The 21,187-nt window shown below is 37.7% G+C and carries 20 protein-coding genes and 1 pseudogene; 7 read left to right on the top strand and 14 right to left on the bottom strand.

Features of this window, described 5'->3' with window-relative positions; translation table 11 throughout:
• Window positions 1–6: 6 nt before the first annotated feature.
• The 5 genes from dltB to A3G9_RS0107695 all read right to left on the bottom strand — a co-directional run bounded on the left by dltB (window position 7) and on the right by A3G9_RS0107695 (window position 5,062).
• Window positions 7–1,236 (bottom strand): D-alanyl-lipoteichoic acid biosynthesis protein DltB, encoded by a 1,230-nt coding sequence (dltB, locus tag A3G9_RS0107675; RefSeq protein ID WP_002821213.1) that lies wholly within the window; start codon window positions 1,234–1,236, stop codon window positions 7–9.
• The gene (gene dltA, locus A3G9_RS0107680) at window positions 1,229–2,776 is read right to left on the bottom strand and encodes a D-alanine--poly(phosphoribitol) ligase subunit DltA (RefSeq protein ID WP_002820222.1); all 1,548 of its coding nucleotides are present in this window, start codon (window positions 2,774–2,776) and stop codon (window positions 1,229–1,231) included. The genes dltB and dltA overlap by 8 nt, the downstream gene beginning before the upstream one ends.
• Window positions 2,766–2,912 carry a teichoic acid D-Ala incorporation-associated protein DltX gene (locus A3G9_RS0107685; protein ID WP_018025287.1) on the bottom strand — a complete coding sequence of 49 codons (147 nt, stop codon included), beginning with the start codon at window positions 2,910–2,912 and terminating at the stop codon, window positions 2,766–2,768. The genes dltA and A3G9_RS0107685 overlap by 11 nt, the downstream gene beginning before the upstream one ends.
• Window positions 2,913–3,012: 100 nt before the next feature.
• Entirely contained in the window at window positions 3,013–3,870 is an 858-nt protein-coding gene (locus A3G9_RS0107690) for an alpha/beta hydrolase (protein WP_002820219.1), read from the bottom strand.
• Window positions 3,857–5,062, bottom strand: coding sequence for a PTS transporter subunit EIIC (locus A3G9_RS0107695; RefSeq protein WP_002821212.1), 1,206 nt, complete (start codon window positions 5,060–5,062; stop codon window positions 3,857–3,859). Before A3G9_RS0107695 ends, A3G9_RS0107690 begins: the two co-directional genes overlap by 14 nt.
• Window positions 5,063–5,195: 133 nt before the next feature.
• On the opposite strand from A3G9_RS0107695, the gene A3G9_RS0107700 reads away from it, so the two are divergent.
• Complete coding sequence (locus A3G9_RS0107700) at window positions 5,196–6,998, top strand: M3 family oligoendopeptidase (RefSeq protein WP_002821211.1); 1,803 nt, start codon at window positions 5,196–5,198, stop codon at window positions 6,996–6,998.
• Between the two features lie 73 nt (window positions 6,999–7,071).
• Here A3G9_RS0107700 and A3G9_RS0107705 read toward each other — a convergent pair whose 3' ends face one another.
• Together A3G9_RS0107705 and menB are read right to left on the bottom strand one after the other, a co-directional pair.
• On the bottom strand, window positions 7,072–8,526 hold the full coding sequence (locus tag A3G9_RS0107705) for an o-succinylbenzoate--CoA ligase (RefSeq protein ID WP_002820214.1): 1,455 nt from the start codon (window positions 8,524–8,526) through the stop codon (window positions 7,072–7,074).
• A 33-nt stretch (window positions 8,527–8,559) separates the two neighbouring features.
• A complete protein-coding gene (gene menB, locus A3G9_RS0107710) occupies window positions 8,560–9,381 on the bottom strand; it encodes a 1,4-dihydroxy-2-naphthoyl-CoA synthase (protein WP_002820213.1) in 822 nt (273 codons plus the stop codon).
• Window positions 9,382–9,499: 118 nt separating this feature from the next.
• On the opposite strand from menB, the gene A3G9_RS0107715 reads away from it, so the two are divergent.
• Entirely contained in the window at window positions 9,500–9,802 is a 303-nt protein-coding gene (locus tag A3G9_RS0107715) for a hotdog fold thioesterase (protein ID WP_235043566.1), read from the top strand.
• A gap of 74 nt (window positions 9,803–9,876) precedes the next feature.
• Here the strand turns inward: A3G9_RS0107715 and A3G9_RS0107720 are convergent, their stop codons facing one another.
• The 4 genes from A3G9_RS0107720 to A3G9_RS0107730 are packed head-to-tail and all read right to left on the bottom strand — an operon-like array spanning window position 9,877 to window position 12,953.
• Window positions 9,877–10,512, bottom strand: coding sequence for an ATP-binding cassette domain-containing protein (locus A3G9_RS0107720; RefSeq protein ID WP_002820211.1), 636 nt, complete (start codon window positions 10,510–10,512; stop codon window positions 9,877–9,879).
• Complete coding sequence (locus A3G9_RS01000000109600) at window positions 10,509–12,050, bottom strand: hypothetical protein (RefSeq protein WP_236608160.1); 1,542 nt, start codon at window positions 12,048–12,050, stop codon at window positions 10,509–10,511. The genes A3G9_RS0107720 and A3G9_RS01000000109600 overlap by 4 nt, the downstream gene beginning before the upstream one ends.
• A 50-nt stretch (window positions 12,051–12,100) precedes the next feature.
• Window positions 12,101–12,673: a hypothetical protein gene (locus A3G9_RS1000000110570; protein ID WP_002821210.1), complete on the bottom strand. Its 573-nt coding sequence runs from the start codon at window positions 12,671–12,673 to the stop codon at window positions 12,101–12,103.
• Between the two features lie 10 nt (window positions 12,674–12,683).
• Window positions 12,684–12,953, bottom strand: a complete 270-nt coding sequence (locus tag A3G9_RS0107730) for a hypothetical protein (RefSeq protein WP_002820978.1) — start codon at window positions 12,951–12,953, stop codon at window positions 12,684–12,686.
• A 197-nt stretch (window positions 12,954–13,150) separates the two neighbouring features.
• Between A3G9_RS0107730 and A3G9_RS0107735 the strand changes: the two genes are divergently transcribed.
• The 4 genes from A3G9_RS0107735 to A3G9_RS0107750 all read left to right on the top strand — a co-directional run bounded on the left by A3G9_RS0107735 (window position 13,151) and on the right by A3G9_RS0107750 (window position 17,253).
• Window positions 13,151–14,020, top strand: a complete 870-nt coding sequence (locus A3G9_RS0107735) for an Rgg/GadR/MutR family transcriptional regulator (RefSeq protein WP_002820208.1) — start codon at window positions 13,151–13,153, stop codon at window positions 14,018–14,020.
• A gap of 198 nt (window positions 14,021–14,218) precedes the next feature.
• Window positions 14,219–16,147, top strand: coding sequence for a DUF1430 domain-containing protein (locus A3G9_RS0107740; protein ID WP_002820206.1), 1,929 nt, complete (start codon window positions 14,219–14,221; stop codon window positions 16,145–16,147).
• Window positions 16,148–16,198: 51 nt separating this feature from the next.
• Window positions 16,199–16,534, top strand: a complete 336-nt coding sequence (locus tag A3G9_RS0107745; RefSeq protein ID WP_002821209.1) for a YxeA family protein — start codon at window positions 16,199–16,201, stop codon at window positions 16,532–16,534.
• A gap of 20 nt (window positions 16,535–16,554) precedes the next feature.
• Complete coding sequence (locus A3G9_RS0107750) at window positions 16,555–17,253, top strand: ATP-binding cassette domain-containing protein (RefSeq protein WP_002820204.1); 699 nt, start codon at window positions 16,555–16,557, stop codon at window positions 17,251–17,253.
• A 127-nt stretch (window positions 17,254–17,380) separates the two neighbouring features.
• Here the strand turns inward: A3G9_RS0107750 and A3G9_RS01000000109605 are convergent.
• From A3G9_RS01000000109605 to trpX, 3 genes and pseudogenes are all read right to left on the bottom strand, one after another.
• Window positions 17,381–18,150 (bottom strand): annotated as a pseudogene (locus A3G9_RS01000000109605) (ABC transporter ATP-binding protein).
• A complete protein-coding gene (locus A3G9_RS0107760) occupies window positions 18,143–19,036 on the bottom strand; it encodes an ABC transporter permease (protein WP_002821208.1) in 894 nt (297 codons plus the stop codon). Before A3G9_RS0107760 ends, A3G9_RS01000000109605 begins: the two are co-directional and overlap by 8 nt.
• Window positions 19,033–20,052 (bottom strand): tryptophan ABC transporter substrate-binding protein, encoded by a 1,020-nt coding sequence (trpX, locus tag A3G9_RS0107765; protein WP_044888980.1) that lies wholly within the window; start codon window positions 20,050–20,052, stop codon window positions 19,033–19,035. The genes A3G9_RS0107760 and trpX overlap by 4 nt, the downstream gene beginning before the upstream one ends.
• Before the next feature lie 264 nt (window positions 20,053–20,316).
• Here trpX and A3G9_RS0107770 point away from each other — a divergent pair, with 264 nt between their 5' ends.
• Window positions 20,317–21,186, top strand: a complete 870-nt coding sequence (locus A3G9_RS0107770; protein ID WP_002817925.1) for an NAD(P)-dependent oxidoreductase — start codon at window positions 20,317–20,319, stop codon at window positions 21,184–21,186.
• The last annotated feature ends 1 nt before the right edge of the window (window position 21,187 follow it).

Genomic DNA, 21,187 nt, shown 5'->3' on the forward strand with positions numbered 1-21,187 from the left:
ATCTCCTTATTTTTTAACAAACCATAAAACGTTTAAGAATCCCGAAAATAGCAGAAAACTAATCATCACAACATGAAAAGTTAAAAAAATTGCAATTCCCTGGGTAAACCAATTCGGTTTGAGCCATTTCAAATGTTTCCTTTTAAAGCGCAGCCACCAGTCGTTGATCATGAGACCCAAACCGTGAAAAAGACCATAGGCAATGTAATACCAGGTAACGCCATGCCAAAATCCCATCAGCAACATGTTTAAAACATAGGCAACACTTGAATAGGTTGTTGATTTTTTAAACAAGCGCCTCTTTTTCATCACGAAAACCATCCGCATGAAAACAAAATCCCGAAACCAAAAACTTAAACTGATATGCCAACGATTCCAAAATTCTTTTAAATTTTTTGATTTAAAAGGTTGCTTAAAGTTCATCGGCGTCTCAATTCCCATTAAATAAGAAATTGCAACGGCAAACAATGAATAACCAGCAAAATCAAAAAAGAGATCAAAACCGTAAGTATACATTACATAAAGTAAAGGCCAAGAAAGGCCTTTGCCAGCCGAAATTGCCATTTGTTTTGCTTCCGGCAACATGATCGTACCGAGGAAATAAGCCAAAATGAATTTATATAAAAATCCAAGAAAAATATATTGAACCGCTTTTCCGACCATCGTGACATATTTATCACGATCAGGAACATGATCATAATCTTTTTCAAAACGTCGATATCGGTCAATCGGCCCAGAAGAAATCGTTGGCATAAAAACCATAAACCTAAGAAAAGGCCACCAATGAAAATCTTTTTGAACGCCATCACGCATTTCCATAATCATGCCGACTGCTCGAAAAGTTAAATAAGATATGCCAAGAAAACCAATAATCGACTGGGCTCCATGATCGACTGTCGGCATAATCTTGACTATGCTTAGAGGAACAATCGATAAAAAAGTTGCCAGATAAAAAATTAAACTATTGTTTTTCCTAATTCGATATTGGTGATAAACCCCAACGACAAGCAATTGCCAGATTATATAAGCAATTAGAGCAACTCCTTGGCCAAGTTTGTCATTAGTGAACATTAAGACGATAAAAACGATCGAGAAAATCGTTTCATAAATCTTAAAACGCTTTCCATAGTAAAGGCCGATTGCTAAGGGCATAACCGCAATTAATAGATATACAAAGTATTGGGGATCAGAATAAGGTTGAAGATTTGGAATGGCATTCCCAAAAAAATTAACCATTGTTTACCTCGGCAACCGCTTTCTTCACATCGATTTTTCCGTTGGCCGAAATTGGTAAACTCTCTTTATAGACAAAACGGCTTGGAATCATATATGGCATCATCACCTCTTTTAGATCTTCTTTAAGTGCTTTGGTTAAATCAATCTTCTTGGCAAAATCGTTTTCTCTTGGAACAACCCAAGCCAAGAGTTGGCTCACCTTATGATCATCGTCATAACGTGGAACCGCAACAGCCTGTTTGACAAATCTGCTCTTCAACAAAGCGTGATTAACTTCTTCCAACTCAATTCGATATCCGTGAAGTTTTATCTGAAAATCCTTTCGTCCACAATAATGCAATAGTCCTTTGGCATCAAGCGTCCCCAAATCGCCGGTCCGATAAGCATGCTGACCTTTATAAGAAAAAAAAGCAGCTTGGGTTTTTTCGGGATTATTCAAATAACCCTTTGAAACGCTTTGACCATATATAACAATTTCGCCGGTTTCCCCTTCCGGAAGTAATTGCTGCTGGTTACCAAAAATCGCAACTCCTGTGTCTTCCTTCGGATAACCGATCGGCAGACGATCCGATTTTTCGATAATTTTTTTCGTAATCTCCACTTGAGAAATCGCAACAGTCGTTTCAGTCGGCCCATAAGTATTGAAGATTTTTGCCTTTGGAAATCTGTCAATCAATTTTAAAGCGGTCTTTTTTGTTAATTCTTCACCGCAAAAAAGAAAATAACAGGCGTTGGACATTTTTTTCTCATTGAAATCAGGATCAATCAAACATAAGTCAACAAAGGAAGGAGTTGAAACAAAAACCTGGGGATTATATTCAGGCAGTGTTTGAAACAAGCGTTTAAAATCGTCGGCGAGCTCCCTTGAAACGGCTTTTAGCTGGCCACCCAAAACAAGAGTAGGTACCCAATCCATCACTGATAAATCAAAAGAAAATGGCGGTTGCGAGAGTGTGATCGGCTGCTTGGGCAAATTAAACTTCTTGCCAATTATCCAGTTAACGAAACTCAAAAGATTATCGCTGCTGATCTGAACGCCTTTTGGTGCTCCGGTTGTTCCGGATGTAAAAATAATATAAAAAGTGTCTTCCCCGGAAACGGCATGTTCAATTTGATAATTTGAATTTTCAGTAAAAATATCCTGTAGCTGCTTCAATTCGACGATCGGACGATTGGAAATTTTAACCGGTAATTCCTTAATTGCAATGATCAGTGCCGGATTAGCAATCTTAATGATCGACTCAATACGTTCCTCAGATGAATTTATATCAACCGGAATATATGGATGGCCCGATTTTGCTGCGGCCAAAAAACTGGCAATCATCTCAAACTCCTGGCCACCAAAAATCATGATCGGACTGCCGGTCGCGATTCCAAGTTGGTCTATATAAGCTGCCAGGGAATCTGAATATTCTTTTAAATCAGCGTAATTATTCTGTTTTCCTAAATTATCGTAAACAATCGCATTTGGATCATTAATTGCGTTTTCATCAATCTTTGAAAGTATATCTCTAATCATATTCACCCACTTAAAATCCATTATAAATAAAGCCGCCATCGCTGACACCTGTATAGCTATATAAATAAAGCAGCACTACAAGGATCGCAAAATAAAAAAATGTACGACCAATAAAATGAGCGGTTGGGCTATGAAACAAAATTAAAAAATCCTTCATACGTCATCCCTTTCATAAATCTCAAATAATGTTACATTAGTTACATTTTTATTGCAAATTAGTGGCAAAAAATAAGTTCACAAATGATTCTGTTTTCTATTCAATGATTGTTAAAAACGGGATTCGAAGATTGCTTCTGACCTCGGCCGTCAAGAATGTCTCGTTGAATCAATTGAACAATTTGCGGATTAGTCGGAAGATCAGAATGCTCTGAATCATTGCCGGAAACGGTAATTTGCGTATAGGAATGAACATTCTTTTGAAAAACATATTTCCCCAACAAAACGCTTTCGATTGGAACAATTCCATCGTCGTTGTAAGTCTCTGTACCGGCAATCGAATAAACTGTCATATCCCTTGGCAATTTACTTCGATTCTTAATTAAATCAGTTAACATTTGTGTGCGATTACTTTCCGATTTTTCAGAAAAATTAAAAGGCGATCCAACCGTCATCAAAGTTCCAATTGTTGAACTTTTCTGGTTAAAATATTTTTCCAAATAAATTGTCCAATCCAAGCCGCCATTGGAATGGCCGAAGGCGTTGAAATGATTAAAATGATAACGTTTTTGCAAAAATTTCATGGCAATTTCAAGCCATTTTGCCTGCCGTTTAATATTTGCGTAGCCATCGCTGTTGTTTTGAAATCCGATTACAATATAGGGCTGACTGTCGTTAGGACGGATTCGACCGGAATAACTGATCGAATTGTCTTCATTCACTTGAACTCTTAATAAAGAATGTGTCGTCGATTGACGATTGAGAATCGCAACCAGATTATCGAAACGATGGTTATTAGCAGAAGACCCCGGTATCATAACCGTTGGATTAAGTTGAGAATTATAAACGATTGCCTGGTTTTTAACGTTGGTCCTAACCCACTTTTCGCCGAAAAATAGAGAAACAAGGATAATCGCAAATAACAGACTGATTAAAATTATATTTTTAATTATTCTCATTTTTGGTCCCTTCTAACAAACGATTAACAAAAGGAAGATATATCAAAAAACTGATTCCCAAAATTAATAAAACCAGTAAGATAGTTCTCCAGTCACCATTGCTGGATAAGAAAGCCGTAAATATATTCGGAGTATTTTTCGGCAATTGATAAACAGCCGGATTGATCAAATTCAACTTTAAAGCAAGTCCGGAAAGCAGAATTCCTGACAAAGGCGCCAAGATTGCCGGTATCAGCAATAAGGGGTTCAGGAAAAAAGGAAGGCCAAAATTAAGAATTTGATTATTATTCAAAAGGCTTGGGATCAAAGCAATTTGAGCAAGCTTTTTTTGCGAATTCTTGGAACGAATTAAAAGAACAATAATCAGGGCCAGACTCATCGATACACCGCCAAAAATGGCAAATGAATCATAAAGGGTATGCAAACTCAATGGATTTGGTATTGTCGAAGTTTTTTTGTCGAGCGAGGCACCCAAATTATTGACCGCCGCTGGAAGAGAAAAGCTTGTTTGTCTTAAACACGATGGAAGCGGCAAACCCATCCAAAGCAGCAGACTGGCACAAACGGTCAGCAGTGCGACACCGTAAAAATTAGTCGACAAATCGCTGATAAGATTGTCATTAAGCCACTGACCAGCATTCACAAATTGAAAATTCGAAAAGATATTCGTTATCGCAAAAACACAGGCAATTATAAGGATACAAAAAGAAAGCAGATATCTTTGACTGATCGATGATGCTTTATGCCAATTGGAAATTTTAATCATCAAAATAGTCAAAGCAAAAACAATCAAACTGACCGGCAGAAGGTTTTGTCCGGAACCTTGAAGAAGGAACTGATTATTGGAAAACAGCCAAATTACAATAAAATTCGACAAGGCAATTAGAGGCAGATTGGTTCCCTTTTGATTCTCGATTTGGTTTGAAAAAAAATAGGCAAAAAGTGGCATCAACAGGCGCCGAAAGGAAATGTCGGCAAATGTTGCAAGACGATTCAGGGGCTCTAAAAAAGCGAAAAATTTTAAATGAAAAACAGTAAGAAAAAAACTGTTGGGCGTTAAAAAAATATTGATAAAAAGCTGAAGGAAAACACTTAAAACTATAATCGGCAGAAAATTCTTCAAGCTGATATAAAAACTTGAAAAAAATAAAGTTTTTTCCATTCGTTTTTGTAAATTCCCTAATTTTCCCAAAAAACTCTCCCAAGTTTCCTTTATCTTACAACATCGACAAAATTTCTGGAAATCATTAAAAAAATTCTAAAACATAGAGTTCAAAAATGAGATTATGTAAGGAACTGTAATATAAATTTTATAAGGAGAAAAAATGAAGTATTCACAAAATTGGAATATCGATGTTGTCTTTCCCGGAATTGATTCGCCGGAATTGAAAACGGCTTTTAAAAAAACCGAAAACAAAAATCAGGCTTTGACCGCAATCCTCGCCTCGTTAAAAAAGAATTCAAGTAACGAAAAAATAATCGAAGCGGCCGATGCCTTGCAAACGGCCGAAGCAAAACTGGATACAATTGCTTTTTATCTTACAGCCTGGAGTTCCACTAACTATGGAAAAGCAGAAGCCGGACCAAAGTTTGACCTTCTATCGAAGATTTTAATTAACTACGGTGTTCAGGAACAAAAATGGGGAAAATTTTTGGCTGCTCTGCCAGAAGATCGTTTTAACGATTTCTTATCTGATAAAAAAGCCCAACCGATTGCCTTCATCTTAAAGGAAACAAGGGAACAGGCAGGTAAGTTGCTCGACGAAAAAACCGAGAAACTAATTAAGGAATTCCAGGTTGATGGCCTGCATGCCTGGTCGGCACATTACGACACAATCTCATCCGGATTATCAACCAGCTATACCGATGAAAATGGCAGAATCCAAAAGGTTTCCGCCGGACAGGCTCTGAATTTGCTTGATGGAATCAGTGATAACAACGCCCGAGCCAATTTAATGCAAAACTACGAAAAAATGTGGGGCAAGGCCGAAAGGCTCTCATCTGATACCTTAAATCATTTGGCCGGAGCTCGTTTAACCGAATACAAAGCCCACGGAATTACCGATTTTTTGGAGAAATCCCTGGAATTAAATCGTTTATCGCGCGCTTCTTTGGATGCAATGTGGAATACAGTTGCCAAAAACGAAGACATGCTCGTTAAATTCTTTGCTAGAAAAGCAAAATTACTGGGGCTTGCTTCCGATAAGATTTCCTGGCAGGATCAAACCGCTCCGGTTCGGGTTCCCGGCTATAAAGCACGGACTTTAAATTACGATCAAGCAGCCGATTTTATCGTCAAAAATTTCAGCAAATATTCTAAAAAGATGGGAGCTTTCGCACAACAGGCTTTTGAAAATCAGTGGATCGAATCCGAAGACCGTTCCGGAAAGCAACCTGGCGGTTGGGATGAATCGATTCCAACTTTAAAAGAGGATAGGATTTTTCTGACTTTCACCGGTTCGGTTAACGATGCCGCAACAATCGCCCATGAATTGGGTCATGCTTTTCATTCACATGTTTTGTATGATTTGCCTCAATGGCGGCAAAATTATGCGATGAATGTTGCCGAGACCGCCTCAACTTTTGCAGAAACGATTATTAATACTGCCAATGTGGAAGCTGCTCAATCAGATGCTGAAAAAATTACTTTGCTGGACGCCAAAATTGCCAATGCTACGGCAATGTTCATGAATATCCGTGCTCGTTATATTTTTGAAAGCAATTTTTATAAAGAACGGCAAAAGGGTGTTTTAACACCACAACAATTAAATAAAATGATGGCAGAAGCCCAAAAAGAAGCCTTTTCCGGAGCTTTGGCCGAAAATGGTACCCATCCCCATTTTTGGACTTCCAAACTGCATTTTTATATCGACGATGTTCCTTTTTACAATTTTCCTTATACCTTTGGCTATCTGTTCAGTTTGGGAATCTTCGACTGGGCTCAAAAGCAAACCGATTTTGAATCGGCCTATATTTCATTACTACGCGATACAGCGAATATGAATTCCGAAGAATTAGCAAAGAAACACTTGGGTGCCGATCTGACCAAACCCGACTTCTGGCAGTCCGGTGCCGATCTGATCAAAAAAGATGTCGATCAATTCTTGAGTTTGACCGAAAAGCTATAAATTGGATTATATAAAAAAGGTGCCTATTAGAGCACCTTTTTTATATAACATTATTTTAAAAACAAGGAAAAAATTATCGATTATAATTTTCTAAATAAATAGTATGCAACTTTGAATGTTGTAATTTTCCACTGGCAGTATGTGGTAAATTATCAACGAAAATAAATTTTTTTGGAACTTTGTAATGTGCCATGTGTCTTCTTCCATAAGACAATAATTCTTCTTGATCGGGCAGTTTGCTCGAAGCTGGAACAATAAAAGCGCAAGGAACTTTTCCCCACTTCTGATCCGAAATTCCAATAATCCCAATTTCTTTAATTCCTGTCAATTTTGCATAAACATTTTCAATTTCATTAGGGAAAATATTTTCTCCACCAGAAATGAACATTTCGTCCAAACGACCTTTAATAAACAAAAATCCTTCTTCATCAATAAGACCAACATCACCTGTTTTAAACCAACCGTCTCCGGTAAATTTAGATTTGAATCGCTGATCATCGTTAAGATAGCCTTTGGCAAGATTGGGACCTTTTAATTGAACTTCGTTTGTTTTATCATCCGCGATACGCAATTGGACTGGAAAAAGAGCTTTGCCAACCGAACCGATTTTTCGCGTGGCATCCTGAAAGTTCAAAGCTACGACTTGAGAACAGGTTTCCGTCATCCCGTAAGATTGAATGACCTTAATTCCCTTTCGCAGACAGATATCAAGCGTATTTTGATCGATTGGTTCCCCTCCGAGTAAGAAGGCACGGAAACTATTTTGATAGCCATCTTTTGGATAAAGCCGCAAAAGTTGTTTGAGCATAAGCGGTACAACAGAAACCAATGAAATTGCATGAGAAGACAACAACTTAGTGACATTTTCCGGATCGAAATGAGAAAGCAAGACAACTCCCATTCCATAAACCAAACTGCGCATCATAATTGAAAAACCGCTGATATGAAAAATCGGGACAACGCAAAGCCACTGGTCTTCAGGATCGAATCCTAAATTAAAAGCCGAGCCGACCGCTGAATAAAAATGGTTGCCATAGGTCTGCAATACTCCATGAGCTTTTCCTGTCGTTCCGGAAGTATACATAATAGAAGCAATTTTCTGATTGGGGAAATCCTCAACTATTTGTGGAGGAACAATCTTCAAGGATTCAAGTTCCGAAATAAAAAGACAAGAGACATTCAGCTTTTGTCCCTCTTTAAAACGGCTCTTTAAAGAATCATCAATCAGAACATTTTGCAGGCCGGCATCTACAAGCTGACTTTGAAGTTCATCGTTTGATAAACGGAAATTCAAGAGAACCGGTTGCAACCCGATTTGTTGAATCGCCAGGATTGTCATGTAACTGGCAGCTGTATTTCCAGGTAAAATAGCAACTCTTTTATTAGAATTTATTTCAAGACTTGCCAAATGTCCGCAAATTCTTTCGACTTCTTTTTTTAATTCGGCAAAAGTCCAACTTTGTCCCCTATAAAATAATGCCATTCTCTCCGGAAACAAATCAGCTTGTTTAGTCAACCAATTCTGCACTCTTTCTACCCCCAATCAGTAAAAAATACGATTTTACGGAAATTTAGGAAATTTGTCGAAATCGGGACGACGTTTTTCATTAAAAGCATCGCGACCCTCTTTGGCTTCATCAGTTGTATAGTAGAGCATCGTCGCATCGCCGGCAAATTGCTGCAAACCGGCCAATCCGTCCGTATCGGCATTCATAGCGGCTTTGATAAAACGAAGGGCTGTCGGAGATTTTGTCAATAGTTCATCGCACCATTTCAGTGTTTCTTTTTCAACGTCTGCTAAAGCTACAACTTTATTAATCCAATTCATTGACAAGGCTTCGTCAGCCGTATACCAGTGATTTAAAAACCAAACCTCTTTGGCACGCTTATGGCCAATTACTCTTGCCAAGTATCCGGAGCCATAGCCGGCATCAAAACTACCGACTTTCGGTCCGGTTTGGCCAAACTTTGCATTATCGGCAGCAATCGTTAAATCGCAAACCAATTGTAAAACATTGCCGCCGCCGACCGACCATCCTTTAACCATCGCAATCACCGGCTTGGGAATAATTCTGATCAAGTGTTGAAGATCCAAAACATTCAGGCGAGCGATTTGATCGGGTCCGACATAACCGCCATTTCCGCGAACTCCCTGATCACCACCGGAACTAAAAGCCTCATCACCGGCACCGGTTAAAATGATGACGCCAATCGAACTATCATCACGACAAATGGCAAAAGCCTCTATTAATTGGCTAATCGTAACCGGAGTAAAGGAATTTCTTTTTTCCGGACGATTAATCGTTAATTTGGCTATTTTTTCTTTTCTTTCAAAAATGATTTCAGAATAATCTTTTACTTTTTTCCAACTAGCTGCTTCCATGAGTTTGTTTCCTTTCTGATAAAATGAACATAACACTATTGAGGATTTAAAAATTAGCTTACTGGAAAACTTAGGCATTGAAATCGAGTATGCCAGTCAACAAAAAACACTCGCTTCAATATTAGTGACCGATAGATTAAAAGATCTGTCCGGTTTTTTGCACGATGGTTTCACTAGTATTTTAGCCGAAACGGCTGCCAGTATTTCCGCCAACTGTCTTGCTAAAAAGGGCCAAATTGCAGTCGGAGTGAGCGTAAACACAAATCATTTTATGACGGTTAAAAATGGTCTTTTAAAGGCATTCGCCGAACCGATTGCAATCTCTGATACAACCCAACTATGGAAGGTCGAAATTTTCCAATATCCAGGCAGAAAAATAATCAGCACAAGCGATGTCACAACTATTTTGAAGAACAAATAAACTTAAACAAAATAAAAACCGCTGCCAATCAGGAGCGGTTTTAAATATTAAAATCCTTTGAATTTTTTATTTTATCAATTTATTTGAATCGTCCTTGGTATCTTACTTGCCAGTTCGAGATCATGAGTAACAAGAACGATCGTTTTGTGCTTTTTATTGAGTTCCATCAAAAGAGCAAAAACCAGATCGCGATTTTCTTTATCCAAAGCCGCAGTTGGTTCATCGGCCAAAAGTAAATCTCCGGGTTTAAGCATCGCTCTGGCAATCGCAATCCGTTGTTGTCCGCCACCGGAAAGCGTTGCAACAATATCTTTTTCATGATTTGCCAGCCCGACCTGCCTTAAAACAAGGGCGATTTTATCGGCTGCTTCTTTTTTGGAAGTTTCTGTGTATTTCAAAGCCAATCCCAAATTTTTTCCAACTGTCAAATCATTAACGAGCGCAAAATTTTGAAAAAGGTAATTAATCTTCTCACGAATCAATTTGGTTGCAGCCTTTGTATTAATTCGTGGAACTTTTTTTCCATCAATAAAATACTCGCCCTGTTCATAATCATCAAAAAGACCAAGCAAATTCAAAATGGTCGATTTGCCGGATCCCGATTTGCCGACTATTCCAACGAATTCACCGGATTGAACAGTGAGATTAAAATTCCGAAGAATTTTCTTGCCGCTAAATGACTTGGTAATATGATTCAGTTCTAACTTCATGAAAGTCCCTTCAATTCTTCACTAATTTTTTTAAATTCAACCTTACGTACGCTGTGATAAATGACCAGCATCTCGAGGGCAAACAAGATAACGAATCCAAATGAAATATAGGACGAACGAAACGCAATTCCAAAAATAAAAGCAATCAGATCCGAAATACTAATGAGCAAATAAATAAAGCGGTATTTATGACAGCTGCTATAACCCAATAAGCGCTGCACGAAAAGCTGTTTTTCATGGGATGACTGCCAAATTAGATTCAAAGAGACAATCGATTGGAGTATCGCCAATAGCAAAATAAACAGAAAGCTTCCCCAAGCCGCCAACAATTGAAAATAATTGCTTCGATCCGACAGGAGACTGTCTTTGATACTCCGAAAAACCAATTGATTATCGCTTAAATCACTGTTAGCAATAGCTCTTTTAAAAGCAGTAGAGGCGACAACCTTTCGATCTAATTTTAAAAGATTATCCAAACCGACCACCCGCATATTCGAAGTATTGTCCGTGTCAAGACCAGCCGCTGTTATTACTTCGATTATGGGCAGCTTCAAAGAGCGGGAATCGCTGGAGTCCCATGAAGCAAACGAGCGGGTATTTTTATAATAAACAATTTGAACAGGATGACTATCCAAAAATTGCTTAACCTGAGCCTTGTTGGACGGGTTCACTGTGCTGTTGATCAAAGCGAATTTTTTAAAGAAACGCTGGTATTTTAAATTATTGCGAAATTTATCCGGAATCAGATAATACTTGGTCTTATCTTGGTTCGAGATCTTAATCGACTGTCCCTGGTTATTTGAAATATGATATTTCTTTAAAGCCGAGGGTGACAACTGCAAAAGCGAAAAACTGGGGAGATTAGGGAGACCCCAGAATTGATAAAGCTGCCTTTGAGCTTTAGATTGATCAAAATGACTCGAAGCGGCTAGGAAAACGCCTTTTTTATCAGCAATTTGCGTATAAAAATTTTGCAGATCGTGATCGATTTTATTTGACTGATAAGTAAAACTGGCTGAATCATTACCGGCAGATATCTCCGAAAGAACATAATTATCGTTCCGCTGCTGCCAGTGCTGCATCTTTTTGGCATTTAAAAAAATTTGAATCGATTGATAATCAATCACTCTCAACATATAGACACATAAACCACTGGTAAAGATAAATAAGCCGCAAACAACACAGATTAATAGTCTTGAACGAAGATTTTGCTTGATGAAATTGGTGGCTTTCTGGCGATGAACCAACAAAAACTGGATTAACGTATCCAAAGACAGGACGATCAGTAAGGGCAGCTGAAATAAAAACAGGATTGGATAAATCGAATTATCCAACTGGGAAAAGGCAATCCTCAACATAAGAATTTCTAAGGAAAAAGCCGCAAACACAACCAGCCAGTTATTGACCGCATGTGACCAGACAATCCGAAAACTTGAATAGCCCAATAGTTTTTGAACGCCAACCAACTGATTTTTATCATAAATAGAAAAAATACCAAATACAATCGAAACGACCGAAAGCAAGGCAAACAAGACCAACGAAAGATTAAAAGCAATTGAAATAGTATGTTGTTTAAAACTATGTTGGGCTAAAAGTTGTTTCTCCTTGATTCCACTTCGTTTGGAAAAAAATCCAACATATTCTGAAAATTCGTTTTTTTGATGGTGGCCATTTGGTATTGACCATTGATCGTTTCCGTGTGGTTTAGCAGACTATCCAAAGAAGTGACAACAACCGAGCTGGAATTCATAAGATTAAATAACGAAAGATGGCGGGTATCCATACTTTTGGTTGACCATAGTCTTTTTGAAGATAAACTCGTGATTCCCGATGACTTCAACTGGTTTTTGCGATTAACGAATTTGATAACGCCTTCTGGGTCATAAACACCAATCCGATAAGCCCCAGTGGCACCAACTTGGTCATCGACACGAATTACCCCGAGCGAATAATGATCAGCCGTTTCTGCCAAAGCCGTCAGTATTTTCTTTTGTGTTGCCGGTTGATCGTTCGAATTAATATTGATTGTTTGGGAAAATAGGCCCGACTGGTGGGCATCGATCGACCACTTTTCCGAATCATTAAATTGTATTAATAAAATTGCCGCAAACATTAAAGTGATACTCGCGACAATTAATGACACATATTTTGCTATTTTCATAGAAAATCAGTTATCTAACATACCAGTAATAGCATGATCCACCAATTTTTTCAGCATGAGCCGTAACACCGGCTCTCTTCAATCCTGATTCAGTGCTATCAACAGAAGCTGAATGAGCATAGAAACTTGAAGCTGTTTCAGAATAAGTCACAATAACTCTCCAGTCATGGCCGTGTGTCCATGACGCAATGTGTCCGTTAACAGGGTTTCTAACTGTTGACGCACTTGCAGTGGTCAAAATTTTTTCATTTTCCTCTTCCTTTAAATTATTAGTACACATCAAACAAATTAACAAATCTCAATAAGTGATTTAATTCATTTATTAAGAGCCTATAAAAAAGTAACATATATTTGTAACGTTTAACAATTGTATGCAAAAATTATTTTAAAAATTCAAATAATCCCCTTTGTTGTTAAGAATTCAGAAACCCATTTTTTGACAACCATTAAACAATATTTATGCAATAATTTTCTTGGATGGATAAAAATACAGTCAATCAAGCCGGAATAGTTTTTCAAAAACTTAGAAAACAAAGACACCTGTCAACGAAAAAACTAGCTAAGGGAATTTTATCTGTTTCTTCGGTCAACAAATTCGAGACAGGAAAAACAAAATTATCTTTTTTTAAGCTCGGCTCTCTTTTGAAACGAATGGATATCAGTTTGGATGATTACTATGAGCAGATAGAATCGGAAACATTATCAGATTCCTATAACCATTTTCTGAATAAAATCGAACCAATTTATCAAGGCAATGATTTGCTGACATTAAAAGCAATCGCCAAAGAAGAAACGTCAAAGAACAATGAGGAATTTATCAATTTGATAAAAACAGCCAGCTTGATTTCCTTCATCAAGAAAATCGATTCAAATTATCTGGTTGAAGATATGATAGTAAAAAAAATAAGCCAATATTTAATGAGCGTCGAATATTGGAATTCATTCGAACTGGTCATTTTAAAAAACTGTTTAATTATTTTGACTTGTCCAATGATTAAAGTTCTTGCCAAAGAACTGATTTATTTAAGCGCTCAACTAAATGATCGGAATCGTTCCGATAATTTTTTGAGTGCTATCACAAATATGGTTGATATTCTCTATCGCAGAGAGGATTACCAAAGCGCCAAAGAGCTGCTTTTTTGTTTAGAAAAAATATCGTTAAATCAGGATCAATTAGTTATTAAATTCAAAATCTCTTTCATGAGAAACCTTTTAACTTTGACTAATCAAAAAGCCAAAAGAGCCAACCGGCAATTGATAAAAAGCCTAAGATCGATCGATTCAAATTATCTGGCTTCTTCCTATGAAAGTTATATGGACAAATATATGGTCCCCGATAATTCGTAATATATTCCGAAAAATGCGGAAAAAAGGCCAAAATGGGAATAAAAATCAACTTTTCTCCAAAACGGAAATGGCATGCTACGCTTAAATTCAGCTTTAGCCAACATTGTAAAAAAATCTACATAAAGCTATTTATTTATTCATGATAAAAAAGAGCTGCTGACAGCTCCTTTTTTATTGCGATAAATTTTGAGGGGATCCATGAAACTGATTAAAAATTTCTTTGCTTTAATAAGTTTTTTGCTTTTATCTTTCCTGCTTGTCGGTTTCTTTAAAGAGCTCGACCAACAATTTTTGTACCATACCGATCAAATTTTGACGATATCGACTTGGGACCAGAAAAGCAATAAAAAAACAATCTTTAAAGGCCTTGATCAAGAAACCAAAAAACAAAAAATTAATCTTTATAAATCAACCAGTAGTGTTGACCAATCCAATACAATTAAATATATTTATCCTTTTATCGGCGATAAAAAACTTAAAAACGATTTTCATAATTTCGATATTTCCAAAAAGAATCGAATTATTTCTTTTTCTCAGTTGCAGAAAAGAGATATTCGAGGNGAATATTTTGTTCGAGGCGAGGTTAACAAACAAAAGTTTTTGAAAATCTTAAAGAAACTTGGTCTGAGTGGAAACTTTATCAACGTGAATTTTCCAAGGTTCTTTTCATCATATATGTGCCAGGAAGGGATCCTGCTTTCAATCTTTGCCTTGCTGTTAATTAGTTTTTTGATCTTCTTACACGAACGCAGCGCTAATTTCAAAGCATATGCAATTAAAAGACTCCACGGATATTCAATTTTTAAGATATTCATTGATGACTTAAAGAAATCAACAATCTATTTTTTGTTGCTGCCAAGTTGCGCTGCCATCGTCACTTTTTTGTTTTTATTAATCAGCCCTTATCATGGACAATTATTGTTTTTTCTTAAATGGCTGATAATTGCATATTCGGTTCTGACTATTCTGCTTTTGATGCTTAATCTTTTGTCTTATGCATCATTATCGCTGATCGATGTCTCGCAAATGGTCAAAGGCAAACGTCCTTATAAAATATTAAGGTCAATCGCTTTGGGAAGCAAGTTTGCGATGATCCTCATCGTTTTCTTATTACTGATACAAAATGTTGCTAGTTTATCCGACCTGAAGAAAATTCAGAAGCATAATGAAATCTGGCGGAAAGTCGATAATTATTATTCGCTTTATTTCGCTCCGTTTATTACCGGAAACAAAGAGTATGGCGACGTAGCAGAAAAATTTAACCGACTTTTTGCAGAAGAAGAAAAATATGGCGCAATTTTAATTAAAAATAATAATGCTTCTAATCCAAAAAAGGACAATTTTGAACCTACAAACGGAAATGTTTTAATCGTCAATAACAATTTCGTTTCACTTTATAGAAAATTCGATAAAAATATTTTTGCCGGTAAGAGAATAAATCAGCAAAAAACAATCAATCTGTTTTTGCCAACAAAGGCTCAGCGTAAAAAAACTGCGATCGAAAAAAATTTTATCGATTTGTTTCAATTTGAAAAAGGCGATCCGAATCAATCAGCCGCAGTTTCCTTTTCCGCCAAAAATATGAACAAGGACTATTACATATTCGCTTTTAATAGTCGTGCTTCCATTGATCAGCCTTATGCGGATTCACCTTTAATTGCGCTGATCCAAAACCAGTCGGTTCAAAGATATTTTTATTATGCAGCGGCCACTAACGGAGGAATTATCTTCAAAGACTATCAACATCTGCGCAATAGTTTGGATAAATATGGTCTATCGCATTATATTTCCGGAATAACAAGTTTTAAAGACGATGTTGCTGATCAAATTTCTTCTTTGGATAAAGAGATTTTTCTTTTAACAATTACAATCATCTTGGTCATTTTCGTTCTGGTCTTGTCAATCATTATGGATATAGGTGAATATTTTCAGCAAAATAAAAAACTGATTTTAATTAGAAAACTTCATGGATATTCGTTGATAAAACAGCATGGCACGCACCTGTCACTTTCATTAGGATCCAGTGGATTAATGTTCGCTTTGCTAATTTCTACTCCTGTCTGGCAACTTAGTACTTTCAATTGCAGTTATTTCTTTAATCGGCGAATTTCTGGTTTCTCTGGTTAATATTTATTTTCTGGATAGTAAATCAATCACTCAAGTAAAGGAACTCTAAGAATGAAAAATAAAAAATCCCATTTCAAACTAACGAAAATCATCGCGCTGTTGATTCCAGTTTTTATACTGACAACGATATTTTCGTTTCGTAATCCACTCACTGATCGCTACAATCCTTTTCTTAATAGCGAACAGTCTTACGCCAAAGTCAAGAAAGGAACCCAGAAATATCGAAATGTCACAGCCTATACAGAGCAAGGGCGCAAATTGTCCTACACACTCGACTTTGGTGGCTATGATCCCGACGAACAATACATAAAAATCACTCATAAAGGAAAATATGTCAAACGAGTTATTTACGTCCAAGCAAAAAACGCTCCAAGAAAGGTTAGATGATTAAATGATTAAATGATTAAATGATTAAAGTTGAAAATGTCTCAAAAATTATCGCTGGAAAAACAATCTTTTCCAATGTGAATTTACTTCTTCAAACCAGCCAAAGTTATGCTTTGGTCGGTCACAGCGGATCCGGTAAATCAACTTTCCTGAATTGTATCGGCAGCCTGGAAAATTTTTCGGGTGAAATCCGTGTTGATGACCAGCCTTTATCGAAGATTAATAAAAGAAATTATTTCCGGCAAACACTCGGCTATTTATTTCAGAATTATGGTTTAATCGATAACCAAAATGTTAAAGAAAATCTTGATATCGGACTTGCCTATCGAAAGATTCCTGCTAAAGAAAAATCAGCTCTCAAAAAACAAGTTCTAGAAGATTTGAATCTTAAAGTAGATTTGTATCGGCGCATATCGACTTTAAGCGGTGGTGAGCAACAGCGAGTCGCTTTGGCACGACTGATTTTAAAAGACCCTAAAGTTGTTTTGGCTGACGAACCAACCGGCTCCTTGGATCAAGATAACGGTCTGGTTATTATTACTCATTTATTAAAAATGGCTGGCAAAGGCGCAACCGTCATCATTGCCACTCATGATCCTGCAGTCGCTGAAAAATGCGATCAAAGAATTAATATCGAGGACTTCAAAAAAAGCCAAAATATAATTTGTTTTCTCAAGTTTGAACTGCCTTGCAATATTTATTTCAAACAAAATCGTTAGTAAAATTTTGATCCTGACCACAAAAACTAAAACAAATCGCCAAATTAAAAACCATCTTTTATTTTTTACAGAATGTCTAAAAAGCAATTTTGTAAAGATAGAAAATGGTTTTTATTTAAAAAAGATATCATGCTATTACATCAAAGAAAGAAAGCAGTTTTTCTTTTGTCAAAGCGGCTTTTTCCTGACGATTGAAATCATGTGAAACGATTCCGTTCTCGATCACAATCAGGCGGTTGCCATATTTTAAAGCATCTTCCATATGATGTGTGATCATCAAGCAAGTCAAATGATCGGCTTCGATTCGTTGGGCAGTTGCTTCCATTAGATCGGCACTTGTCTTTGGATCAAGTGCCGCCGTGGTTCATCAAGCAATAAAACATCGGGTTTCTTATAAGTCGCCATTAAAAAACTAAGCGCCTGTCGTTGGCCACCGGAAAGATTTTCAGTTGGCGTATCTAAACGATGATCCAAATTATTGCCCATTTTCGATGCCAAATGGCGGAACTCGTTTATTTTTGCTTTCATGTGTCGGGGAGCCAAGCTTCTTTTTTCGCCACGTTTGGAAGCCAGCAACAAATTTTCGGCAACTGTCATTCTAGGGCTGGTACCCATCTTCGGATCCTGAAAAACCCGGCTTAAAAACTTGGCTCGTTTTTCCGGACTTTCTTTGCTGATATCCTGACCGGCATGCAAAATTTTCCCGGAATCGACCGGCAAGGTACCGCTGATCACATTGAAAACTGTCGATTTACCTGCTCCATTCGAACCAAGTATCGTAATGAAATCGCCCGGGTGAACATCCAGATTGATAGATTTCAAAATTCTTGTTTCGTTATTTTGTTTCTTATTAACTGTAACGGTGACATCCTTTAAAGATAAAATTACTTCAGTCATTGACAAAAAGTCCCTTCTTCATTACTCGATCCAAATGCAGTGCCTGGCTGAATCGTGGCAACATCAGGCAGAAAGCCAAAATAATCGCTGATAAAAGATTCAGATCGTTGGTTGAAAAACCAAGCTGCAAAACAATTAAAAGAACAAAACGATATATAATCGAACCTAAAGTAATTGCAATCAGGCGCTGATTCATCGTCAATTCTCCAAAAACCACTTCGCCAATAATGATCGATGCCAAAGCAATTACAATAATTCCAATTCCCATATTAATATCCGCGTAACCGTTGTTTTGAGCAATTACAGCTCCGGCAATCGCGATTAAACCATTGGAAAACATCAAACCCATGTTAGTCATCTGATCAGTTCTAATACCAATCGATTGGGCCATAATCGGATTATCGCCGGTAACTATGAAGGCCTGGCCGAGATTACTCTGCAGGAAATAAATCATTATCAATGTGACAATAAAAACCATTGTCAAACCGATAAAAACGGCATCAAAGTATTCCGGCAAACCGGCGAAGGGTGAAAAAATCGTCCGTTTGCCAATTAAAGAAACATTGGAAGAACCCAAAATTCGTAAATTAACCGATAGACAAGCAGTCATGACTAAAATTCCGGATAATAGAATTGGAATTTTTCCTTTCGTATAAAGCAGACCGGTAATTCCACCTGCCAAGGCACCAGCGATAAAAGCCGCTAAAGTTGCCAAGATCGGACTGACGCCGCGTGTAATCAAACTGACAGCCGTTGCCGCGCCTAAAGGAAAAGTTCCTTCAACAGTCATATCGGGAAAATTCAAAATTCTAAAAGTTAGGAACAGGGCAATTCCAAGTATTCCCCATAACAGCCCCTGTCCAATTGCAGATACAATCATATTCATTTGAAAATTTCCCCCTTTGTCTTTGCTTCGTGAAGAACCGAAGCCGGTAATTTGATTCCTAATAATTTTGCTTCAGTAGTGTTAACTGTCATCTCGCCTTTTGTGATAAAAGTCAAAGGATAAGTCGAAGTTTTTTTACCCTTTAAAACTTTACCGGCAATTACTCCGGAAGTCTTGCCAAGATTGAACTGGTTAACGGATAGCGTGGCAACTCTGCCATCTTTAACCATTGTGTCGACAGCCGGAAAAACAGGAACTTTTGCTTTATTCGTGACACTGACTAAAGTCTTCATGGCACTTGCGACATCATTATCCTGAGGAGCATATACAACCTGGACTTCGGAAGCCATTTTTTCGGCAACCGTCTGCATATCATTTGTTGACGAAATTGTGTACATCTTGACTGTATAGCCAGCTGCTGCAGCAATTTTTTGCATCTTCTTGGCATTGTAAGTACCGCCATGATCGGAAGTCGTATAAATAATTCCAAGCGTTTTTGCTTTTGGAAGAATTTTTTTAATCAAATTCAGTTGAGACTTAAGTGGCGACTCACCAGAAGTACCGGTGATATTGCCTCCAGGTACTGCGTTTGATTTAATTAAACCGCCGCCGACAGGATCGGTAATCCCGGCCAAAATGACCGGCGTTTTACCATTGGCTGCTTTTGCCAAAGCTTGAGCTGCCGGAGTAGCGATTCCGACTGTCAGATCATCATTTTCATTAGCGAACTTCGATGACATTGTTTGTAAATTCGACTGGTCGCCCTGAGCATTTTGATAATCAATCTTGAGATTTGTGCCGACTTTGAAACCTTCTGCTTTTAAGCCGGCAACAATCCCTTTGTGAATCTGGTCCAAAGCCGGCTGTGTCATTAACTGCAGAATTCCGACTTTATAAGTTTTGATAGTTTTACTTTTTGTACTGGCATCTGTCTTTTCGCTTGACGAGCCGCCGTAAAAAAACGCAAAAATCAGAAAACCGGCCAATAAAACGATCAAGCCATACATCCTTTTCATAAATTGATTCCCTCTTTCTCTTTTTAGTTGAATAAAAAAAGCTCGCAAATCAGCGAGCATTTTCTCCCAAAGAGACAAAAAAGGCCCGCAAATCAGCGAGCCGGAACAATCGTTACACGATTAAACAGCCCGCCTAGACGAGCCACCACCATGCTTGATTGTTAACCTGAATATCATTCATAACTAATTGCTTTAAACTATACAGAAAATTTAAAAAATTACAATAGATTTTAGGAATAAAATTTAGTTAAGGGAGGATTCAAGATGAAAATTGCCTTTATCGGAACCGGTGTTATGGGAACCGGCATTATTAACAACTTTTTAAAAAATGGCGAAGATGTGACTGTCTATAATCGGACTAAGGCACATGCCCAAGGGGTTTTGGATCACGGGGCCAAGTGGGCTGATTCGGCTGCCAAAGCAACTTTAGGAAATGATTTTGTTTTTACAATGGTTGGTTTTCCAAAGGATGTCGAGGAAAATTATTTTGGCGAAGAAGGAATTTTTTCGACCGTAAAACCCGGACAAACATTAATCGATATGACGACTTCGACACCGACTCTAGCGGAGAAAATTGCTGCCGAAGGCAAAAGAAAAGGAGTCGGAGTCCTCGACGCTCCAGTATCCGGTGGAGATGTCGGCGCTCGCGATGGAAAATTGACAACAATGGTCGGCGGAGATAAAAATGCTTTTGAAAAAGCTCTGCCGCTTTTGAAATCTGTTTCTAAAAAAGTCAATTATTTTGGCGGGGCCGGCAAAGGCCAGCACGCTAAAATGGCCAACCAAATTATGATTGCTTCAACGATGCTTGGCTTGGCCGAATGGATGACCTATGCAAAAGCAGCCGGATTGGACCTGCAGGAAACGTTGAACACCCTGTCAGCCGGAGGGGCAGATAATTGGTCGATGGATACTTATGCGCCAAGAATTTTAAAAGAAGATTTTAAACCGGGTTTTTATGCAAAGCATATTTTAAAAGATCTGCGAATCGCTTTGGACGAAGCTAATAAAATGGGACTTGATTTACCGGAAACAAAATTAGCCGAAAAAATGTACGCAGAACTGACTGACGAAAAAAAGCTTGGCAACCTCGGTACACAAGCAATTGTAAAATTGTGGGATCAGTGGTCCTAAC

Source organism: Oenococcus oeni DSM 20252 = AWRIB129, from assembly GCF_000372485.1.
GTDB classification, from domain to species: Bacteria; Bacillota; Bacilli; order Lactobacillales; family Lactobacillaceae; genus Oenococcus; species Oenococcus oeni.